Here is a 16,037-nt window from a genome sequence, read left to right on the forward strand (position 1 = left end):
ACCGGCCGCGGAAGCCTATGGATGCTGTCGCGGCGCGACAAGGGGGCCGGTCGTCAGAACGCCGCGGCGTGCAGTCCGGCGAACGCGGCACCCAGGGTTGCCGACGTGAAGTGCGCGTTGAGCCCACTCGGGTTGGGCAGCACCCACAGTCGTGCCCCGGCCAGCGGCTCGGGTTGCGGCCCGAAGGTGGCCTTCGACCGGCCGAACCCGATCCGGTACGCGGTCACCCCCACCACCGCCACCCAGCGCGGCTGGTAGCGGGTCACCTTGTCGGTCAGGATCCGGGCGCCGTCGAGCAGTTCGGCGGCGCTCAGCTCGTCCGCGCGGGCGCTGGCCCGGGCGGCCATGTTGGTGATGCCGAGCCCGAGGGCGGGCAGTTCGTCCTGTTCGCTCGGGTGCAGCAGCCGAGGTGTGAAGCCGCCCAGGTGCAGCGCCGGCCAGAATCGGTTGCCGGGCCGGGCGAAGTGCCAGCCGGTGGCGGCCGACCAGAGGCCCGGGTTGATTCCGACGAAGAGCACCGCCAACCCCGGTGCGAGGACGTCGGGGATGGTCCGGTCCGCTGCGGCGGCCAACTCCGCCCGGGTCGGCCGGGGATGGCCGACAGGAGCACCGGGTCGTCGGAGCGGGTCGCTCGTCACAGCCCGCGCAGCGCGCCACCGTCGACGGGCACGGTGATACCGGTCAGGTAGCTGGCGGCGGGGGAGAGCACGAACGCGGCGACCCGCCCGAACTCGGCCGGGTCGCCGAAGCGGCGCAGCGGGATGCCGGCCTCCGACTCGGCGCGGGCCCGCTCCGGGTCGCCCGTGGCGGCCAGCAACTGCCGGTTGCGGTCGGTCATGATCCGACCGGGCAGCAGGCCGACGATCCGCACCCCGCGCGGGCCGTAGTCGTCGGCCACGTCCTTGGCGACCCCGACCAGTCCCGGCCGCAGGCCGTTGGAGATGCCGAGGCCGGGCACCGGGCCGCGGGCGGAGGTGGACAGCACCAGCCCGATCGCGCCGCCCTCGGGTAGTGCGGCCGCGACCGTCCGCACCGCGCGGACGGCGCCCAGGAAGACGGTCTCGAAGGAGTGCCGCCACTGCTCGTCGGTGATCGACGCGGCGTTGCCCGGCGGCGGCCCGCCGACCGAGATCAGCGCCCCGTCGATCCGGCCGAAGTGCTCCCGGGCCGCCGCGATCAGTTGCTCGGGGGTCTCCGGATCGGCCAGGTCCGCCGCCAGCCCGACGGCCCGCTCCGGGCCGCCCAACTGCTGCGCGGCCGTCGCCACCGCGTCGGCGTCCCGGGCCGAGAGCACCACCCGGGCCCCGTCGGCGACGAGGCACTGCGCCGTCGCGTAGCCAAGGCCGCGGGAGGCGCCGGTGAGCACGTACACCCGGTCGGTCAGTCCGAGATCCATGTCGCCGATCTTGCCGCATCGGGCACGCCGTCGCCACCAGGGGCGGGCGGGGTCGCGACTGGACGGCGGGCGGGGCGCAGCAGGCGTACCCGGCCGGCGATCTGCACCGCGACGGCGCCGCCGGCGCGGGCCACCGCCGGCAGCCGGCGCGGACGCGGCGCTTCAACCCCGCCGTAGCGCAGGCGCGCCTCCCGGGTGGCCAACTCCTCCGCGCCCGCCGGGGGCAGCGCATCGCGCTCGCGCAACGTCCGGGCCAGGTCCCAACCGTCGCGGAGCGACCCGGCGGTGGGGCGCTGGGCGGCCCAGCCGGCGAAGGTCGCCGACCAGTCGGCGCCGAGGCCGGCGGCGAGCAGCGGCCAGTGCCGGGCGACGTCGCCGGCCCGCTTGCGCAGCAGCGCCGTCCGGGTGGCGGCCAGCGGCGCCGATGCGAACCCCGGGGGCGCGGGACCCCCGGCGACCAGCGCCGCGACCAGCTCCGCCTGCCGCTCGGCGAGCCGGCCGGGAGGCGGGTCGCCGGTGGTGTCAGCGGGTTCGAGCATGGCGGTCACGTCACGGCCGGAAAGCCCGAGGCGGTTGCCAGGGCGTCCAACTCGGCGCGGAGTTCCGCCGCCGGCGGGTAGCTGCCGTCGCGCTCCAGCAGCAGCGCCGGTGGCCGCTGCCGGGCACACAGCGCGCCGACCAGATCCAGCACGGCCGGCGGCACCCGGTCGGTGTGGGTGTCGTGGTAGAAACCGCCGTGCTCGGCCCCGCCGGCCACGTGGGCGTACGCGACCCGGTCCAGTGGCAGCCGGTCGAGCAGTGCGAGCGGGTCGGTGCCCCGGTTACGGGCGTTGGCGTACACGTTGGCCACGTCGAGCAGCAGCAACGCGCCACTACGGTCCAGGATCTCGGTGAGGAAGTCCGCCTCGTCCAGCTCGTCGTCGGGCCAGTCGACGAGTGCGGCGATCGGTTCCAGTGCGATCGGCACCGGCAGCTCGGCCTGCGCCCGGGCGACGTTGGCGCAGACCGCGTCGACCGCCTCCCGGCTGCGTGGCAGCGGCAGCAGGTGACCGGCCTCCAGGCCACCGGCGCGGACGAAGGCGATGTGCTCGCTGACCAGCGGGGCGTCGACCCGCTGCGCCACCGCGGCCAGGTGGGCGACCCGAGCCGGGTCGACCGGCTCCGCGCCGCCGAGCGACAGTCGCACCCCGTGGGGTACGACGGTCACCGCGCGTTCGCGGAGCTGCGCCAGGCCCGGCGGCAGCGGCCCGGTGGCGGACACCGACTCCGCCACCACCTCGACGAAGCGCAGCCCGGGCAGCTCGGCCACGAAACCGGCGATCTCCGAGCGCCAGCCGATGCCGACCCCGGCCGGGCCGGTCATCCGCCGCACCCTCCGCCGCCGCCACAACCGCCACCACCGCCGCAGGAACTGCCACCGCCGTCCCCACCGGAGCTGCCGCTGTCGCCCGACGATCCGTCGGAGCCTCCCGACCAGCCACTGCTGGCGGCGGCCTGGCGCTGGATCTCGGCCTGCTCGGCGAAGCCCGGGTCGAGCGCCCAGAGTGAGGCGGTGCCGAACAGGGCCACGCCCATCGCGGCGCCGGCCGCGCCGTAGGTGGCGAATGCCGGCGACGCCGCGGGTGCCAGGTGGGTGTGCTGGCGGCGCACGTCGTGCAGTGCGGCCCGACCGGCCCGGGTGCGTTCGGGCACCCGGCGTAGCAGCAGTGCCAGGGCGAGGAGCGCGATCAGGGTGAGCAGCAGGTAGCCCACCGGGTGTCCGTTGAACAGGCCGGAGGCCAGCCGGATCACGCCGAGGATCAGCAGACCGAACAGGATCTTCGGCCAGCGGCGGGCGGCGACGCGCTCGGGCTGGCTCAATACCAGCCCGCGCTGCTCCAGGCCGTTGCGGAGCTGGGCGAGCGCGGCGCGGACCCGCTCGTCCTGGGGTAGGTCCATGGCCCGGGCCTGCTGGTGCGCGGCCCAGTGGATGGCCTGCTCCAGCGGGGTGAGCCCGGTGGGCGCCGTGCCGCCGGTGGTCAGTCGGCGGTCCGGTCGGACGCCGATCGCGCGGTTGCTGCGCAGCCCACCGAGCGCGGCGTGCACGGCGAGCCGGGGCCCACCGTTGAGGTACGCGACCTGCTCCGGGCTGAGTGGTTCGGCCGTGGCGTGCCCCGACTTGGCCAGCAATCGGATCCGGTGGATCACCGCGAGTGCCACCACCACGGCGACCGCCACGAGGTAGTACCGCAGGAAGGTTGGGCCTGGAATGCCCCAGGTGTCGCCCGACGCGGCGAAGTCGTACATCGGCTGCTCCTGTCACCGGAGGGATCGGCGGCCCCATTGTGGAGCAGCGGCGCCACGACCGCCCGATCGGAGTCCGCGGCTCAGCGGCGGCGGACCGCCTCCTCGACCAGATCGAGCACCGGGCCCAGGTCACCGGCGGGTCGGCCCATCGCCAGGTGCAGCACCAGGCCGTCGTAGGCCAGCTCGAGGAACTGGGCCAGCACGTCGATCGGTACGTCCTCACGCAGCACGCCGGCGTCGCGCTGGCGGAGCAGCCGGTCCCGGGTCGCCTCGGCGATCGCGGCGGACCGCTCGGCCCAGCGGCGGGCAAAGGCCGGGTCGGTGCGCAGCCGGCGGGAGACCTCCAACTGGCTGCCGAGCCAACCGGTGGTGTCCGGGGAGATGGCACGGGCCAACAGGTCGCGCATCACCTGCACCAGGCCGTTGCGGGCCACGGTCTCCACCATGACCGCGGCGTCGTCCTCGGCGACGGCGAGGAAGAGCGAGTCCTTGTCCCGGAAGTGGTGGAAGATAGCGCCCCGGGAGAGCCCGGTGGCCTCTTCGAGGCGGCGTACCGTCGCTCCCTCGTAGCCGTGCCGGGCGAAACACGCCCGGGCAGCGGCGAGGATCTCCTGCCGCCGCGCGTCGAGCTGGTCCTGGCTTACTCTGGGCACGCGTCGATCGTTCCAGGTCACCCCTGGTCACGCAAACCGTACGTACGGCTTGGTATGTCGCCGGGGTCAGCCCCGCTACCATCGCCCCGTGACCCCGCCCCGCACCCTGCCCGGCGCACCGCTGACCGTGGCCACCGTCCAGGCCACGCCGACACCCGGCGACGTCGCCGGCAACGCGATCGCCGCCGCCGAGCTGGTCCGCCAGGCCGCCAGCCAGGGCGCCCGGGTGGCCGTCCTGCCGGAGCTGTACCTCTGCGCGTACCACCCGCCGACCCTCGCCGCCGACCCGGCCGGCACCGACGTTACGGCCGACCCGGCCGGCGCCGTCGCCGATCCCCGGCTCGACCCGCTGCGCACCGCGGCGAGCGAGGCTGGCGTCACCGTGGTCGTCGGCGCCGCCGCTCGGCACCCGGACGGCCGGCGGACCATCGCGGCGCTGGTGGTCGACCGGGCTGGCGCGGTCCGCGTCGGGTACGACAAGCAGCAGCTGTGGGGCGACGAACGGGCCCTGTTCAGCCCCGGCGGGCGGGGTGCCACCCTGCTCGTCGACGACTGGCGGCTCGGGCTCGGCGTCTGCTACGACGGCTGCTTTCCGGAGCACGCCCGCGCCGCCGCCCTCGACGACGCGCACGGCTACCTGTGCCCCAGCGGCTATCTCGCCGGCTCCGAGCACCGCCGGGACCTCTACTACGCCGCGCGGGCCCTGGACAACACCATGTTCGTGGTCTTCGCCAACGCGGTCGGCGGCACCGATCCGTGGCGTTTCAACGGCGGCGCGGCTATCTACGACCCGCAGGGACGGGTGTTGGCCCGAGGTGCCGACGAGGGCATCGCCGTGCTGATCGCGACGTTGGATCCGGCCGAGCTCGCGGCCACCCGGGCAGCCCACTCGATGCTCGACGATCGACTGTCGGACCAGGGCGGTCCCCGGGTGTCGATGTCCGGTTGAGCCCGTAGTCAGGTAGATGCCGGCTGGACCTGTTGGCGGACACGAAGGTCCCGTAGGGTGCCCGAGTGCCACTGCTCCTGCTGGACCTGGACAACACCCTGCTGGATCGGGCCGGGCCGTTCCGCCGCTGGGGTGAGCGCTTCCTGGACGGCATCGGCGCGCCCCCCACCGACATCGACTGGCTGATCTCGATCGACGCCGACGGGTTGACCGACCGCTGGGATCTGGCCGACGCGCTCCGGGACCGTTACGAGCTGCGCATTCCCTCGATCGACCTGGTGGAGGAGCTGCACGACGGGGTGGTGGAGCAGACCCGGCTGGATCCGCTGACCGCCTGCGCGCTGCGGATCGCCGACGACGCCGGCTGGGTGCCGGTGGTGGTCTGCAACGGCACGGTACGTGTGGAGGACGCGAAGATCCGGCGTACCGGCCTGGACCGCTACGTCGCCGACTGGGTGATCTCCGAGGAGGCCGGGGTCAGCAAGCCCAACCCGCGGATCTTCGCGCTCGCCGCGCAGCGGGTGCGGATGCCGCTACGCGGCGCGTGGGTGGTGGGCGACAGCCCGGAGGCCGACATCGGGGGCGCGGCCGCGGTCGGGCTGCCCAGCGTCTGGCTGCACCGTGGGCGTACCTGGTCGGACACCCGGTTCGCGCCGAGCCGCACGGCGGACGGGCTGATCGCCGCGGTCGCCACCGTGCTCGCCGGCTGACGGGTCGCTGGCCGCGCTGCGCGGTAATTCGTTTGACCAGGTGCCGGGCCGGCGGCGAGCATGGTCGCGCATGGTGCATCCCGGGCGTGCGCCCGGTCGAGGAGAGGAGGTCGGCCATGGCCGTCTTCGCAGGTCGCTTCCAGCTGCCTACTTCAACCTCGACCAAGGGAACCTCACCACAGTGCGTAACCATGATATTCCTGCCCTAGACCGCATGACCCGCGGCAGGAGCCGCTTCGACGACGACGAACCGCGGCTGCTGAAGCGCGCGCGGCACACCGAGCCGCCGCCCGCCGACCCGGATACCGAGCCTGACCCCGACACCGGCGAACGCTGGTCATCCTGGGACGACGCCGTGCACGGGCCGCAGCCGTACCCGTCCTGGCTGGTCACCGAGCTGGCCGCCAAGGACACCGAGCTGGGTGTGTTGAAGACCGGCAAGGAGGCGGACGTCCACCTGGTCCGCCGGGCGGTGCCCGACACGGACCGGTCCTGCCTGCTGGCGGTCAAGCGTTACCGGGACGCCGACCACCGGCTGTTCCACCGCGATGCCGGCTACCTGGAGGGCCGCCGGGTGCGCCGCTCCCGGGAGAACCGGGCGATGGCCGGGCGCACCGCGTTCGGCCGGGAGATGATCGCCGGGCAGTGGGCGGCAGCCGAGTTCGCCGCCCTGGCTCGGCTCTGGGAGATCGGCGCTGGGCACGACCGGATCGCCGTGCCGTACCCGGTGCAGCTCCGCGGCACCGAGCTGATGCTGGAGTTCGTCGGCGACGCCGAGTCGGGGGAGGCCGCGCCTCGCCTGGCCCAGCTTCGACCCGATCCGGTCGAGCTGCGGGACCTCTGGGCCCAGATGGTGGAGGCGCTGCGGGTGCTGGCCCGGGCCGGCTACGCGCACGGTGACCTGTCGCCGTACAACCTGCTCGTGCACCGGGGCCGGCTGGTCGTCATCGACCTGCCGCAGGTGGTCGACGTGGTGGCCAACCCGCAGGGGCCCGAGTTCCTGGCCCGCGACGTACGGGTGGTCGGTGCCTGGTTCGTGGCCCGGGGGATGCCGCCCGAGCAGGTCGACCCCGGCACGCTGACCGGGGAGCTGCTGCGTGAGGCGGGCATCCGCTGACCCGGACGGGTCGGGCGGCCCATCCGGCCGTCCGACCCGCGCGTGTCGTCACTGCAGGTAGCGCTCCACCTCGGGCTTGGGGCGGATGCCCTCGGCCTCCGGATCGCCGTGGGTCTGCCGGGCGGCCCGCCGTCGGCGCAGCAGGTCCCAGCACTGGTCGAGGGACTCCTCCAGGGCGCGGAGCCGCTCGCTGGGCTCGCCTTCGGTGCCCGCCTCGTGGGCCTGGGCCGCCGAGCGCAGCTTGTGCTCCTCGTCGACCAGCTCGGAGATCCGGTTCAGGATGGTCTTGTCGTCCATGTCCCTGAGCCTGGCACAGAGCCTCACGACGCGCCTGGGTTCGTGCTCCTGCGCCGCGCCCGCGCCACTAACGGTAGCGCCGAGCATGCCGACCGTGACATGTCAATGCGGTCATCCTCACGCGGCGTCTCGCGATCGGCGCCTGCCGGCCGCCGCCTGGCTCGGCGGCCCTGGCGTTGATCAACCCGCGGCGCTGGGTCACCTGACCGGGCGCTGCCCGGGCATCGCGGGGCGGCGTCAGGTGCCACCCCGGGTCCGACCATAATGGAGGATGGTCGGCCGCGGCGTGGCTGAGCGGCTCCGCCCAGGTCTCGTCAGGCCGCTGGTCTGCATCGCTTGAGCGAATTTCCGGACACTGCTAGCGTGCGCCGGGCCGGAGGCTGGGCTTTTCAGCCGATCGAAACCTGAATCGAACGGGCGAGGGACGGGTGGGGATGGCTTCCCGCAGTGCAAGTTTGCGCACCAAGGTTGTGGCCCTGCTGGTCTCGCTCTCCGCGCTCTGGGCATTCGCGGCCTGGGTCACCCTGCGCGATGGCCTCAACGTGCTCGGTGTGCAGACGCTCGACGCACAGGTCGTCGAACCGAGTGAGTCGCTGCTGACGGAACTCCAGCGGGAGCGTCGGATGTCGGTGGCCTATCTCGGGCGCCGCAACCCCGACCTGGCGCAGCAGTTGCGGGAGCAGCGCGAGCGCACCGAGAAGCAGTCCGCCGTCTTCGCCGAGGCCTCCCACAGCTGGCGTGGCAAGTTCGCCTCGAGCGACGAGCTGACGGTGCGGATCGACCAGGTGGTCGCCGGGCTGAACGGGCTCGGCCCGACGCGTGACTCCGTCATCGCGGGCTCCGTGGACCGGGCCACCGCGACCGCCGCGTACACCGGGGTCCTGGAATCGCTGTTCCGGATGTACACGGCCCTCAGCCAGCTCGACGACGAGCAGATCGCCAAGGACACCGTCACGCTCACCCAGCTGGTGCGGGTGCGAGAGCTGATGTCGCAGGAGGACGCGCTCTTCGCCGGGGTGACGGCCGCAGGTCGGATCAGCGAGCCGGAGTACGCCCAGTTCGCGCACCTGGTTGGCGCGCAACGGTTCCTCGCTGCCGAGGCACTGGCCGAGCTTCCCGAGGCCGACCGCGCACGGTACGTCCGGATGACCGAGGGAGCGGCCTTCACGAAGTTCCGCGCGCTCGAGGACCGGCTGGTCGCCAGCGGTCGTCCGAATGCGCCGCTGCCGGTCGAGGCCGAGGACTGGCAGGCTGCCCTCGCTCCCGCCCTGCAGGAGCAGGAGGCCCTCGTGCTGGCCGCCGGTGACGCGCTGGTCAAGCGGGCCACCCCCGTGGCGATCTGGGTCGTCGTCCGAGTGGTGCTCGCCGCCGGTCTGGGTCTGCTCGCCGTCATCGCCTCCATCGTCGTGTCGATCACCACGGCTCGGTCCCTGCTGCGCCAACTGGAGCGGCTACGTCGGGCCGCCTGGCAGCTCGCCGACGAGCGGCTGCCCCGGGTGGTGGAGCGCCTCGGCCACGGCGAGGAGGTCGACGTGGCCACCGAGGCGCCCCCTCTGGAATTCGGCACCGACGAGATCGGCCAGGTCGGCAAGGCGTTCAACGCGGTCCAGGAGACCGCCCTGCGTACCGCCGTCGAGCAGGCCGAGCTGCGCCGTAACGTCCGAGAGGTCTTCCTCAGCCTGGCCCGGCGTACCCAGGCGCTGGTGCACCGCCAGCTCACCATGCTGGACGCGATGGAGCGCCGCGAGCACGACGCCGAGGAGTTGGAGGACCTGTTCCGGGTCGACCACCTGGCCACTCGTATGCGGCGCAACGCGGAGAACCTGATCGTGCTCTCCGGCTCGACCCCGGGCCGGGCCTGGCGACGCAACGTGCCGATGGTGGACGTGGTGCGCGGCGCGGTGGCCGAGGTCGAGGACTACACCCGGGTCAACGTGCTGCCCCTCGGCCCGGTCTCGCTCGCCGGCCGCGCGGTCGGTGACGTCATCCACCTGCTCGCCGAGTTGATCGAGAACGGCCTGTCGTTCTCCCCGCCGCACACGACCGTGGAGGTCCGCGGCCAACTGGTGGCCAACGGTTTCGCCATCGAGATCGAGGACCGGGGCCTCGGCATGAGCGAGGAGGACCTGGCCGCCGCGAACCACCGCATCGTCGACCAGTCCGAGTTGAACCTCGCCAACGCCGCCCGACTCGGGCTCTACGTGGTGAGCCGCCTGACCGAGCGGCACGGCGTGCGGGTACGCCTCAAGGAGTCGGCGTACGGCGGCACCACCGCGGTCGTGCTGATTCCGGCGGAGCTGATCACCGAGGGCGAAACGGACGCGGAGACCTCCGGTGCGTTCCGGGCCGGGTCGCCGGCGATTCCGCTTCCCGCGGGGCCGACCGCCGTGCCTACCGGCACCGTCGGCCCGGCCACCCTCGCGCTGGCCGCGCGGCCGGCGGCAGGGGAGGCGACGGATGCGGACGCGCCACAGCCGATGACCCCGTCGACGGCTTCGGCCGGCGTGTCGGTGACCGCCACCGAGGCGGGGCAGGCCGACGGCACCGACGTGGAGGCGGCACTGCCCACCCGGCAGCGGACGACGCCGGCCACCGCGGCGTCGGAGCTGCCCACCCGAGTCCGTCGCGCCGCTGGACAGCCGGCCCTGGAGGGCCCGACGCTGCCCACCGGCCTGCCGGCGGTCGAGCGGGCCCGGTCGGCGGACGGCACGGACACCACCGAGTCGGGCGCGAACGGCGATCACGCGCCCGTGCCGTCCCAGGCCGAGGCGGATCGGACGAACGCGGGCCTGCCGGTTCGGGTCCGACAGGCGAGCATCGCGCCGGAGCTACGCGAAGACCCGGCAGCGACGGAGACCGAGCAGGAGGACGTGGTGCGCGAGCCGGAGCAGGTGCGCCAGATGATGAGCTCCTACCAGACCGGCACCCGACGTGGTCGGACCGACGCGGCGCGGCTGCTCGGTGGCGGGTCCGGCGCCCAGCCGGCAGCGGCGCCCGAGCCGGCCGAGGACCCGGAAGTGACCTGACCGGGCACCGTTGATGCGGTCTTCCGCGCAGCGTGACGGTCAACCCCAGACGAGTACGGCGACAACAGCCGGGCGAGAAGAGGACGACGAAGTGGCCCAGAAGACGGCTTCGAGTGCCGACCTGACGTGGTTGCTGGATGATCTGGTGGGCCGGGTGAAGCAGGCCGAGCATGCGGTCGCGCTCTCCACCGACGGGCTGTTGATGGCCTCCTCTCAGGGGCTCAGCCGGGATGACGGCGAGCACCTCGCGGCGATGGCGGCCGGCATCCAGAGCCTGGCCCGGGGCGCCGGCAAGCGCTTCGGTGGCGGGCAGGTGCAGCAGACCATCATCGAGATGCAGTCGTCCTTCCTGTTCGTCACAGCGGCTGGCCGCAACGCCTGCCTGGCGGTCCTGGCCAGTGAGGACGCCGACGTCGGCCTGATCGCCTACGAGATGGCGATGCTGGTCACCCGGGTCGGCAAGTACGTGGCCTCCCCGTCCCGGGGAGCTGATCAGCCGGCCAGCGAGAGGTAGCGGGCATGACGGTGCAGGGAGAGGCAGCGGACCACCAATGGGTGGATGACCATGCGGGCCCGGTGGTGCGCCCGTACGCGGTGACGCGCGGGCGGGCCCGCCCGGTCACCGGCACGTTCGACCTGATCTCCCTGGTCACCGCGACCCGAGTGGACGTCACGCCGGAGGTCGGTCTGGGCCCGGAGCACCTGGCGATCGTCGGACTGTGCCAGCGCATCCAGTCCGTCGCCGAGATCGCCGCTCATCTCGACCTGCCGGTGGGCACCATCCGGGTGCTCCTCGGCGACCTCGCGGCTCGCAGCCTGGTGCAGGTCCGCGAGCCGCAGACCACGGCCGGTCTTCCCGACAACAGCATCTTCGAGGCGGTAATCAATGGACTACGGGCACTCTGACCGGCCGGCGGGAGCGCCCCCACTGCCCACCGCGATCAAGATCTTGGTGGCCGGCGGGTTCGGCGTGGGCAAGACCACCATGGTCGGCGCGGTGAGCGAGACCCGGCCGCTGCGCACCGAGGAGGTGCTCACCGAGTCCGGCGTCGGCATCGACGACCTGTCCGGGGTGGAGAGCAAGAACACCACCACCGTGGCGATGGACTTCGGCCGGATCACCATCAGCGACGACCTGGTGCTCTACCTGTTCGGCACGCCCGGGCAGGATCGGTTCTGGTTCGTCTGGGACGAGCTGGCGCTGGGTGCGATCGGCGCCGTGGTGCTGGCCGACACCCGCCGGCTGGCCGACTGCTTCCCGTCGATCGACTACTTCGAGGGCCGGGGCACTCCGTTCGTGGTCGCGGTGAACTGCTTCGAGGGCGCACGGAAGTATCGACTCGACGAGGTGCAGACCGCTCTGAATCTGGACCCGGGTGTGCCGGTGCTGCTCTGCGACGCCCGGGAGCGCGAGTCCAGCAAGGAGGTGCTCGTGACGCTGATGGAGCACGCCATGAAGACCCGCGAGGCCCGCCGCCGCGCGGCGGAATGACCAAGCTGGCCGAGGTACGAAGTCGGTCGTGCTGAGGCGGCGACGAGCGAGAGACCCGGTGCGCCGCTCGGCGCGGGGGACGTCGTGCTGCTGACCCGCGCTGCCGAGCTGGCCGTACCGCTTGTCCGCCCTTTGCTCTGCTTCAACGGGCGCAACGACTTGAGGCTGTCAGTGTTGCGCCGGGTGAAGCAGAGCAAAGGGCCCGGCAGAGACGTGAAAGGGACGCTTCCCGCAAGCGCGGGGAGCGGCCCTTTTCGAGGGGTACGACGTCAGATGGGGATCATGCCGCGCAGCACGTACTGCAGGATGCCGCCGTGCCGGTAGTAGTCCGCCTCACCGGGGGTGTCGATCCGGACCACGGCGTCGAACTCCACGCCCGTGTCCGTGGTGACCTTCACGGTGCGCGGGGTCTCGCCGTCGTTGAGCGCGGTCACGCCGGTGAACGTGAACGTCTCGGTGCCGGTGAGGCCGAGCGACTCGGCGGTGGTGTCCACCGGGAACTGCAGCGGCAGCACGCCCATGCCGATCAGGTTGGAGCGGTGGATCCGCTCGTAGGACTCGGCGATGACCGCGCGGACGCCCAGCAGCATGGTGCCCTTGGCCGCCCAGTCCCGCGACGAGCCCGAGCCGTACTCCTTGCCGGCCAGCACGACCAGCGGGATGCCGGCCTCCTGGTACGCCGACGAGGCGTCGTAGATCGTGGTCTGCTCGCCGGTGAGGTGGTTGACGGTGAAGCCGCCCTCCACCCCGGGAACCAGCTGGTTACGCAACCGGATGTTGGCGAAGGTGCCCCGGATCATCACCTCGTGGTTGCCCCGGCGCGAGCCGTACGAGTTGAACTCGTGGCGCGGCACGCCGTGCTCGGCGAGGTACGTCCCGGCCGGGGAGTCGGCCTTGATCGCACCGGCCGGCGAGATGTGGTCGGTGGTCACCGAGTCACCCAGCTTGGCCAGCACCCGCGCGCCGGAGATGTCGACGACCGCCTGCGGCTCGCGCTGCATGCCCTCGAAGTACGGGGGCTTGCGCACGTAGGTGGAGTCGCTCTCCCACGCGAACGTGTCGCCGGTCGGGGTCGGCAGCGACTGCCACCGCTCGTCGCCGGCGAAGACGTCGGCGTACGCGGCACTGAAGCCGGTGGCGCCGATCGCCTGGGCGATGACGTCCTGGATCTCGGCGCTGTTGGGCCAGATCTCCCGCAGGTAGACCGGGTTGCCCTCGGTGTCCTCACCGATCGGCTCGTTGGCCAGGTCGATGTCCATCGTGCCGGCGAGGGCGTACGCGACCACCAGCGGCGGGGAGGCCAGGTAGTTCATCTTGACGTCCGGGTTGATCCGGCCCTCGAAGTTCCGGTTGCCCGACAGCACCGAGACGACGGACAGGTCGTGCTCGTTGACCGCGGCGGAGACCTCCTCGGGCAGCGGGCCCGAGTTGCCGATGCAGGTGGTGCAGCCGTAGCCGACCAGGTTGAACCCGAGCTTGTCCAGGTACGGCGTGAGGCCGGCCCGCTCGTAGTAGTCCATGACCACCTTCGAGCCCGGGGCCAGGGTGGTCTTCACCCACGGCTTGCGGGTCAGGCCCTTCTCCACCGCGTTACGGGCCAGCAGCGCGGCACCGATCATCACCTGCGGGTTGGACGTGTTGGTGCAGGAGGTGATCGCGGCGATCACCACGGCGCCGTGGTCCAGCTCGTACTCCACGCCGTCCGCCCCGGTGACCCGGATCGGGTGGCTGGCGCGACCGCCGGCGCCGGCCGCCGCCGTGTCCAGGTCGCGCGGCTCGTCGGCCGGGTCGCTGAACTCGTTGGCCGGCGGGTCGCTGGCCGGGAACGACTCGGCGCTGGCCTCGTCGGCCGGCCCGTTGGCGCCCCGCGGCAGCTCCTCGCGCGCCACGCTCGGCTTGAGGTCGCGCTCACCGACGGAGTCGTCGGCGACGTAGTCGGTCAACGCCGAGCGGAACAGCGTCTTGGCGCTGCCCAGCGGCACCCGGTCCTGCGGGCGCTTCGGGCCGGCGAGCGACGGCTCGATGGTGCCGAGGTCCAGCTCCAGGCGCTCGGAGTAGTCCGGCTCGTGGTTCGGGTCGTGCCAGAGGCCCTGCTCCTTGGCGTACGCCTCGACCAGCGCGACCTGCGCGGCCTCGCGGCCGGTCAGCTCCAGGTAGCGGATCGTCTCCGCGTCGATCGGGAAGATCGCCACGGTGGAGCCGTACTCCGGGGACATGTTGCCGATGGTGGCCCGGTTGGCCAGCGGCACGGCGCTCACGCCGGGGCCGTAGAACTCGACGAACTTGCCGACCACACCGTGCTTGCGCAGCATCTCGGTGATGGTCAGCACCAGGTCGGTGGCGGTGGTGCCGGCCGGCATCTCGCCGTGCAGCTTGAAGCCCACCACCCGGGGGATCAGCATGCTGACCGGCTGGCCGAGCATCGCGGCCTCGGCCTCGATGCCACCGACGCCCCAGCCCAGCACGCCCAGGCCGTTGACCATGGTGGTGTGCGAGTCGGTGCCGACCACGGTGTCCGGGTACGCCTGGCCGTTGCGTTCCATGATCGTGCGGGCCAGGTACTCGATGTTGACCTGGTGCACGATGCCGGTGCCCGGCGGGACGACCTTGAACTCGTTGAACGCGGTCTGGCCCCAGCGCAGGAACTGGTAGCGCTCCTTGTTGCGCTCGTACTCCAGCTCGACGTTGCGGGCGAACGCGTCCTCGCGGCCGAACAGGTCGGCGATCACCGAGTGGTCGATGACCAACTCGGCCGGCGCGAGCGGGTTGACCTTGCTGGCGTCGCCGCCCAGGTCCCGTACGGCCTCGCGCATGGTGGCCAGGTCGACCACGCAGGGCACGCCGGTGAAGTCCTGCATCAGGACCCGCGCCGGGGTGAACTGGATCTCCACGCTCGGGGCGGCGGTGGAGTCCCACTCGCCGAGCTGGCGGATGTGGTCGGCGGTGATGTTCGCGCCGTCCTCGGTCCGCAGCAGGTTCTCCAGCAGGATCTTCAGGCTGTAGGGCAGCCGAGCGTGGCCGTCCACCTTGTCGATCTTGAAAATCTCGTAGCTCGCGTCTCCGACGCGTAGCTGGGTCTTCGCACCGAAGGTGTCGAGGCTCGCCACGTCGTACTCCTTCACACCAGCGACCATGAGTAGTCCTGAGCAGTGTGTCGCACCGGCACGGGTGCCGCCGAGGTTAGGTGACACTTACCGGTGATTCCGCTCCTGCAAACCGTACGTCCGTCTTGCTAGATGCGCAACTCGGCGCGAGCGGCGACAGGTAGGGTTCGAGGCCGGACGGGGAAGGGGACAACCGTGTTCGATGTTCAGCACTGGCTGGAGTCGCTGCCGCCGATCGCGGTCTACCTGCTCGTCGGCGGGGTGATCGGCGTCGAGAGCATGGGCGTCCCGCTGCCCGGCGAGATCGTCCTGGTCAGCTCCGCACTGCTCGCCGCCACCGGCGTGGTCGAACCGCAGTGGGTCGCGACCGCCGCCGCCACCGGCGCGATCGTCGGAGACTCCATCGGGTACGCGGTGGGCCGTCGAGGTGGTCGCCCGCTGCTGGCCCGGCTGGGCCGGCGTTTCCCCCGTCACCTCGGTCCCGCGCAGATAGCCCGCGCCGAGCAGAGCTTCGCCAAGTACGGCGTCTGGGCGGTCTTCTTCGGCCGGTTCGTGGCACTGCTGCGGATCCTGGCCGGTCCGCTCGCCGGGGCGCTGCACGTGCCGTACCGGCGGTTCCTGGTGGCCAATGCGGCCGGCGGGCTGGTCTGGGCGTTCGGCACCACCTACCTGCTGTTCACCGTGGGCCGGGCGGCCGAGCACTGGCTCAAGGACATCTCCTGGGCAGGGCTGGTCCTCGCGGTGCTCGCCGGCCTCGGCAGCACCTGGTGGCTACGCCGACGGGCGCACCGGCTCGAGTCGGCCGAGCCGACCCAGGATCCGGGCAAGCCGGTCGCCGCCGGCAGCGAACACTGATCGGGGCATGACGAAGGGCCGGGCCCCGGTGGGGGGTCCGGCCCTTCGTGGTTGGTGTGTGGGGTCAGCTGGTGGCGTAGCCGCGGGTGGCGATCCAGTCGGCGAGGTGCTCGACGCTGACTTCGTAGGAGGCCATGGTCGGGTCGGCGGAG

General features: G+C 72.5%; 16 protein-coding genes. 8 read left to right on the plus strand and 8 right to left on the minus strand.

What is annotated here, in order from left to right; all coding sequences use genetic code 11:
- Nucleotides 1-53 precede the first annotated feature (53 nt).
- From mug to V6V47_RS29265, 6 genes are all read right to left on the minus strand, one after another.
- A complete protein-coding gene (gene mug / locus V6V47_RS29240; protein ID WP_334631663.1) occupies nt 54-638 on the minus strand; it encodes a G/U mismatch-specific DNA glycosylase in 585 nt (194 codons plus the stop codon).
- Nucleotides 635-1,396 carry an SDR family oxidoreductase gene (locus V6V47_RS29245; protein ID WP_334631664.1) on the minus strand — a complete coding sequence of 254 codons (762 nt, stop codon included), beginning with the start codon at nt 1,394-1,396 and terminating at the stop codon, nt 635-637. Before V6V47_RS29245 ends, mug begins: the two co-directional genes overlap by 4 nt.
- On the minus strand, nt 1,381-1,935 hold the full coding sequence (locus tag V6V47_RS29250; protein ID WP_334631665.1) for a hypothetical protein: 555 nt from the start codon (nt 1,933-1,935) through the stop codon (nt 1,381-1,383). The genes V6V47_RS29245 and V6V47_RS29250 overlap by 16 nt, the downstream gene beginning before the upstream one ends.
- A 5-nt stretch (nt 1,936-1,940) precedes the next feature.
- Nucleotides 1,941-2,759: a DUF692 domain-containing protein gene (locus tag V6V47_RS29255; protein WP_334631666.1), complete on the minus strand. Its 819-nt coding sequence runs from the start codon at nt 2,757-2,759 to the stop codon at nt 1,941-1,943.
- On the minus strand, nt 2,756-3,682 hold the full coding sequence (locus tag V6V47_RS29260) for a TIGR04222 domain-containing membrane protein (protein WP_334631667.1): 927 nt from the start codon (nt 3,680-3,682) through the stop codon (nt 2,756-2,758). The genes V6V47_RS29255 and V6V47_RS29260 overlap by 4 nt, the downstream gene beginning before the upstream one ends.
- A gap of 80 nt (nt 3,683-3,762) precedes the next feature.
- Nucleotides 3,763-4,335, minus strand: a complete 573-nt coding sequence (locus tag V6V47_RS29265; protein ID WP_334631668.1) for a TetR/AcrR family transcriptional regulator — start codon at nt 4,333-4,335, stop codon at nt 3,763-3,765.
- Between the two features lie 88 nt (nt 4,336-4,423).
- Between V6V47_RS29265 and V6V47_RS29270 the strand changes: the two genes are divergently transcribed.
- The 3 genes from V6V47_RS29270 to V6V47_RS29280 all read left to right on the plus strand — a co-directional run bounded on the left by V6V47_RS29270 (nt 4,424) and on the right by V6V47_RS29280 (nt 7,111).
- Nucleotides 4,424-5,284, plus strand: a complete 861-nt coding sequence (locus V6V47_RS29270) for a carbon-nitrogen hydrolase family protein (RefSeq protein ID WP_334631669.1) — start codon at nt 4,424-4,426, stop codon at nt 5,282-5,284.
- Between the two features lie 65 nt (nt 5,285-5,349).
- A complete protein-coding gene (locus V6V47_RS29275) occupies nt 5,350-5,994 on the plus strand; it encodes an HAD family hydrolase (RefSeq protein ID WP_334631670.1) in 645 nt (214 codons plus the stop codon).
- Nucleotides 5,995-6,175: 181 nt separating this feature from the next.
- Nucleotides 6,176-7,111: an RIO1 family regulatory kinase/ATPase domain-containing protein gene (locus tag V6V47_RS29280; RefSeq protein ID WP_334631672.1), complete on the plus strand. Its 936-nt coding sequence runs from the start codon at nt 6,176-6,178 to the stop codon at nt 7,109-7,111.
- Nucleotides 7,112-7,159: 48 nt separating this feature from the next.
- Here the strand turns inward: V6V47_RS29280 and V6V47_RS29285 are convergent, their stop codons facing one another.
- Entirely contained in the window at nt 7,160-7,408 is a 249-nt protein-coding gene (locus tag V6V47_RS29285; protein WP_334631674.1) for a DUF2630 family protein, read from the minus strand.
- A gap of 434 nt (nt 7,409-7,842) precedes the next feature.
- On the opposite strand from V6V47_RS29285, the gene V6V47_RS29290 reads away from it, so the two are divergent.
- The 4 genes from V6V47_RS29290 (at nt 7,843) to V6V47_RS29305 (ending at nt 11,926) form a co-directional block, all read left to right on the plus strand.
- Entirely contained in the window at nt 7,843-10,434 is a 2,592-nt protein-coding gene (locus V6V47_RS29290; RefSeq protein ID WP_334631675.1) for a sensor histidine kinase, read from the plus strand.
- Between the two features lie 91 nt (nt 10,435-10,525).
- Nucleotides 10,526-10,948 carry a roadblock/LC7 domain-containing protein gene (locus V6V47_RS29295; RefSeq protein WP_334631676.1) on the plus strand — a complete coding sequence of 141 codons (423 nt, stop codon included), beginning with the start codon at nt 10,526-10,528 and terminating at the stop codon, nt 10,946-10,948.
- A gap of 5 nt (nt 10,949-10,953) precedes the next feature.
- Complete coding sequence (locus V6V47_RS29300; protein WP_334631677.1) at nt 10,954-11,340, plus strand: DUF742 domain-containing protein; 387 nt, start codon at nt 10,954-10,956, stop codon at nt 11,338-11,340.
- On the plus strand, nt 11,321-11,926 hold the full coding sequence (locus V6V47_RS29305) for a GTP-binding protein (protein WP_334631678.1): 606 nt from the start codon (nt 11,321-11,323) through the stop codon (nt 11,924-11,926). The genes V6V47_RS29300 and V6V47_RS29305 overlap by 20 nt, the downstream gene beginning before the upstream one ends.
- 269 nt (nt 11,927-12,195) lie before the next feature.
- Here the strand turns inward: V6V47_RS29305 and V6V47_RS29310 are convergent, their stop codons facing one another.
- The gene (locus V6V47_RS29310; protein ID WP_334631682.1) at nt 12,196-15,048 is read right to left on the minus strand and encodes an aconitate hydratase; all 2,853 of its coding nucleotides are present in this window, start codon (nt 15,046-15,048) and stop codon (nt 12,196-12,198) included.
- Nucleotides 15,049-15,225: 177 nt separating this feature from the next.
- Here V6V47_RS29310 and V6V47_RS29315 point away from each other — a divergent pair, with 177 nt between their 5' ends.
- Entirely contained in the window at nt 15,226-15,885 is a 660-nt protein-coding gene (locus V6V47_RS29315) for a DedA family protein (RefSeq protein WP_334631680.1), read from the plus strand.
- Nucleotides 15,886-16,037 lie beyond the last annotated feature (152 nt).

It is taken from the genome of Micromonospora sp. CPCC 205539 (genome assembly GCF_036906815.1).
GTDB lineage: Bacteria > Actinomycetota > Actinomycetes > Mycobacteriales > Micromonosporaceae > Micromonospora.

What these genes read in the sequence shown, in the direction of transcription:
- V6V47_RS29250 (WP_334631665.1), bottom strand. Translation starts at nt 1,935, where the DNA reads ATGCTCGAACCCGCTGACACCACCGGCGACCCGCCTCCCGGCCGGCTC.
- V6V47_RS29300 (WP_334631677.1), top strand. Translation starts at nt 10,954, where the DNA reads ATGACGGTGCAGGGAGAGGCAGCGGACCACCAATGGGTGGATGACCAT.
- V6V47_RS29245 (WP_334631664.1), bottom strand. Translation starts at nt 1,396, where the DNA reads ATGGATCTCGGACTGACCGACCGGGTGTACGTGCTCACCGGCGCCTCC.
- V6V47_RS29285 (WP_334631674.1), bottom strand. Translation starts at nt 7,408, where the DNA reads ATGGACGACAAGACCATCCTGAACCGGATCTCCGAGCTGGTCGACGAG.
- V6V47_RS29290 (WP_334631675.1), top strand. Translation starts at nt 7,843, where the DNA reads ATGGCTTCCCGCAGTGCAAGTTTGCGCACCAAGGTTGTGGCCCTGCTG.
- V6V47_RS29255 (WP_334631666.1), bottom strand. Translation starts at nt 2,759, where the DNA reads ATGACCGGCCCGGCCGGGGTCGGCATCGGCTGGCGCTCGGAGATCGCC.
- V6V47_RS29260 (WP_334631667.1), bottom strand. Translation starts at nt 3,682, where the DNA reads ATGTACGACTTCGCCGCGTCGGGCGACACCTGGGGCATTCCAGGCCCA.
- V6V47_RS29305 (WP_334631678.1), top strand. Translation starts at nt 11,321, where the DNA reads ATGGACTACGGGCACTCTGACCGGCCGGCGGGAGCGCCCCCACTGCCC.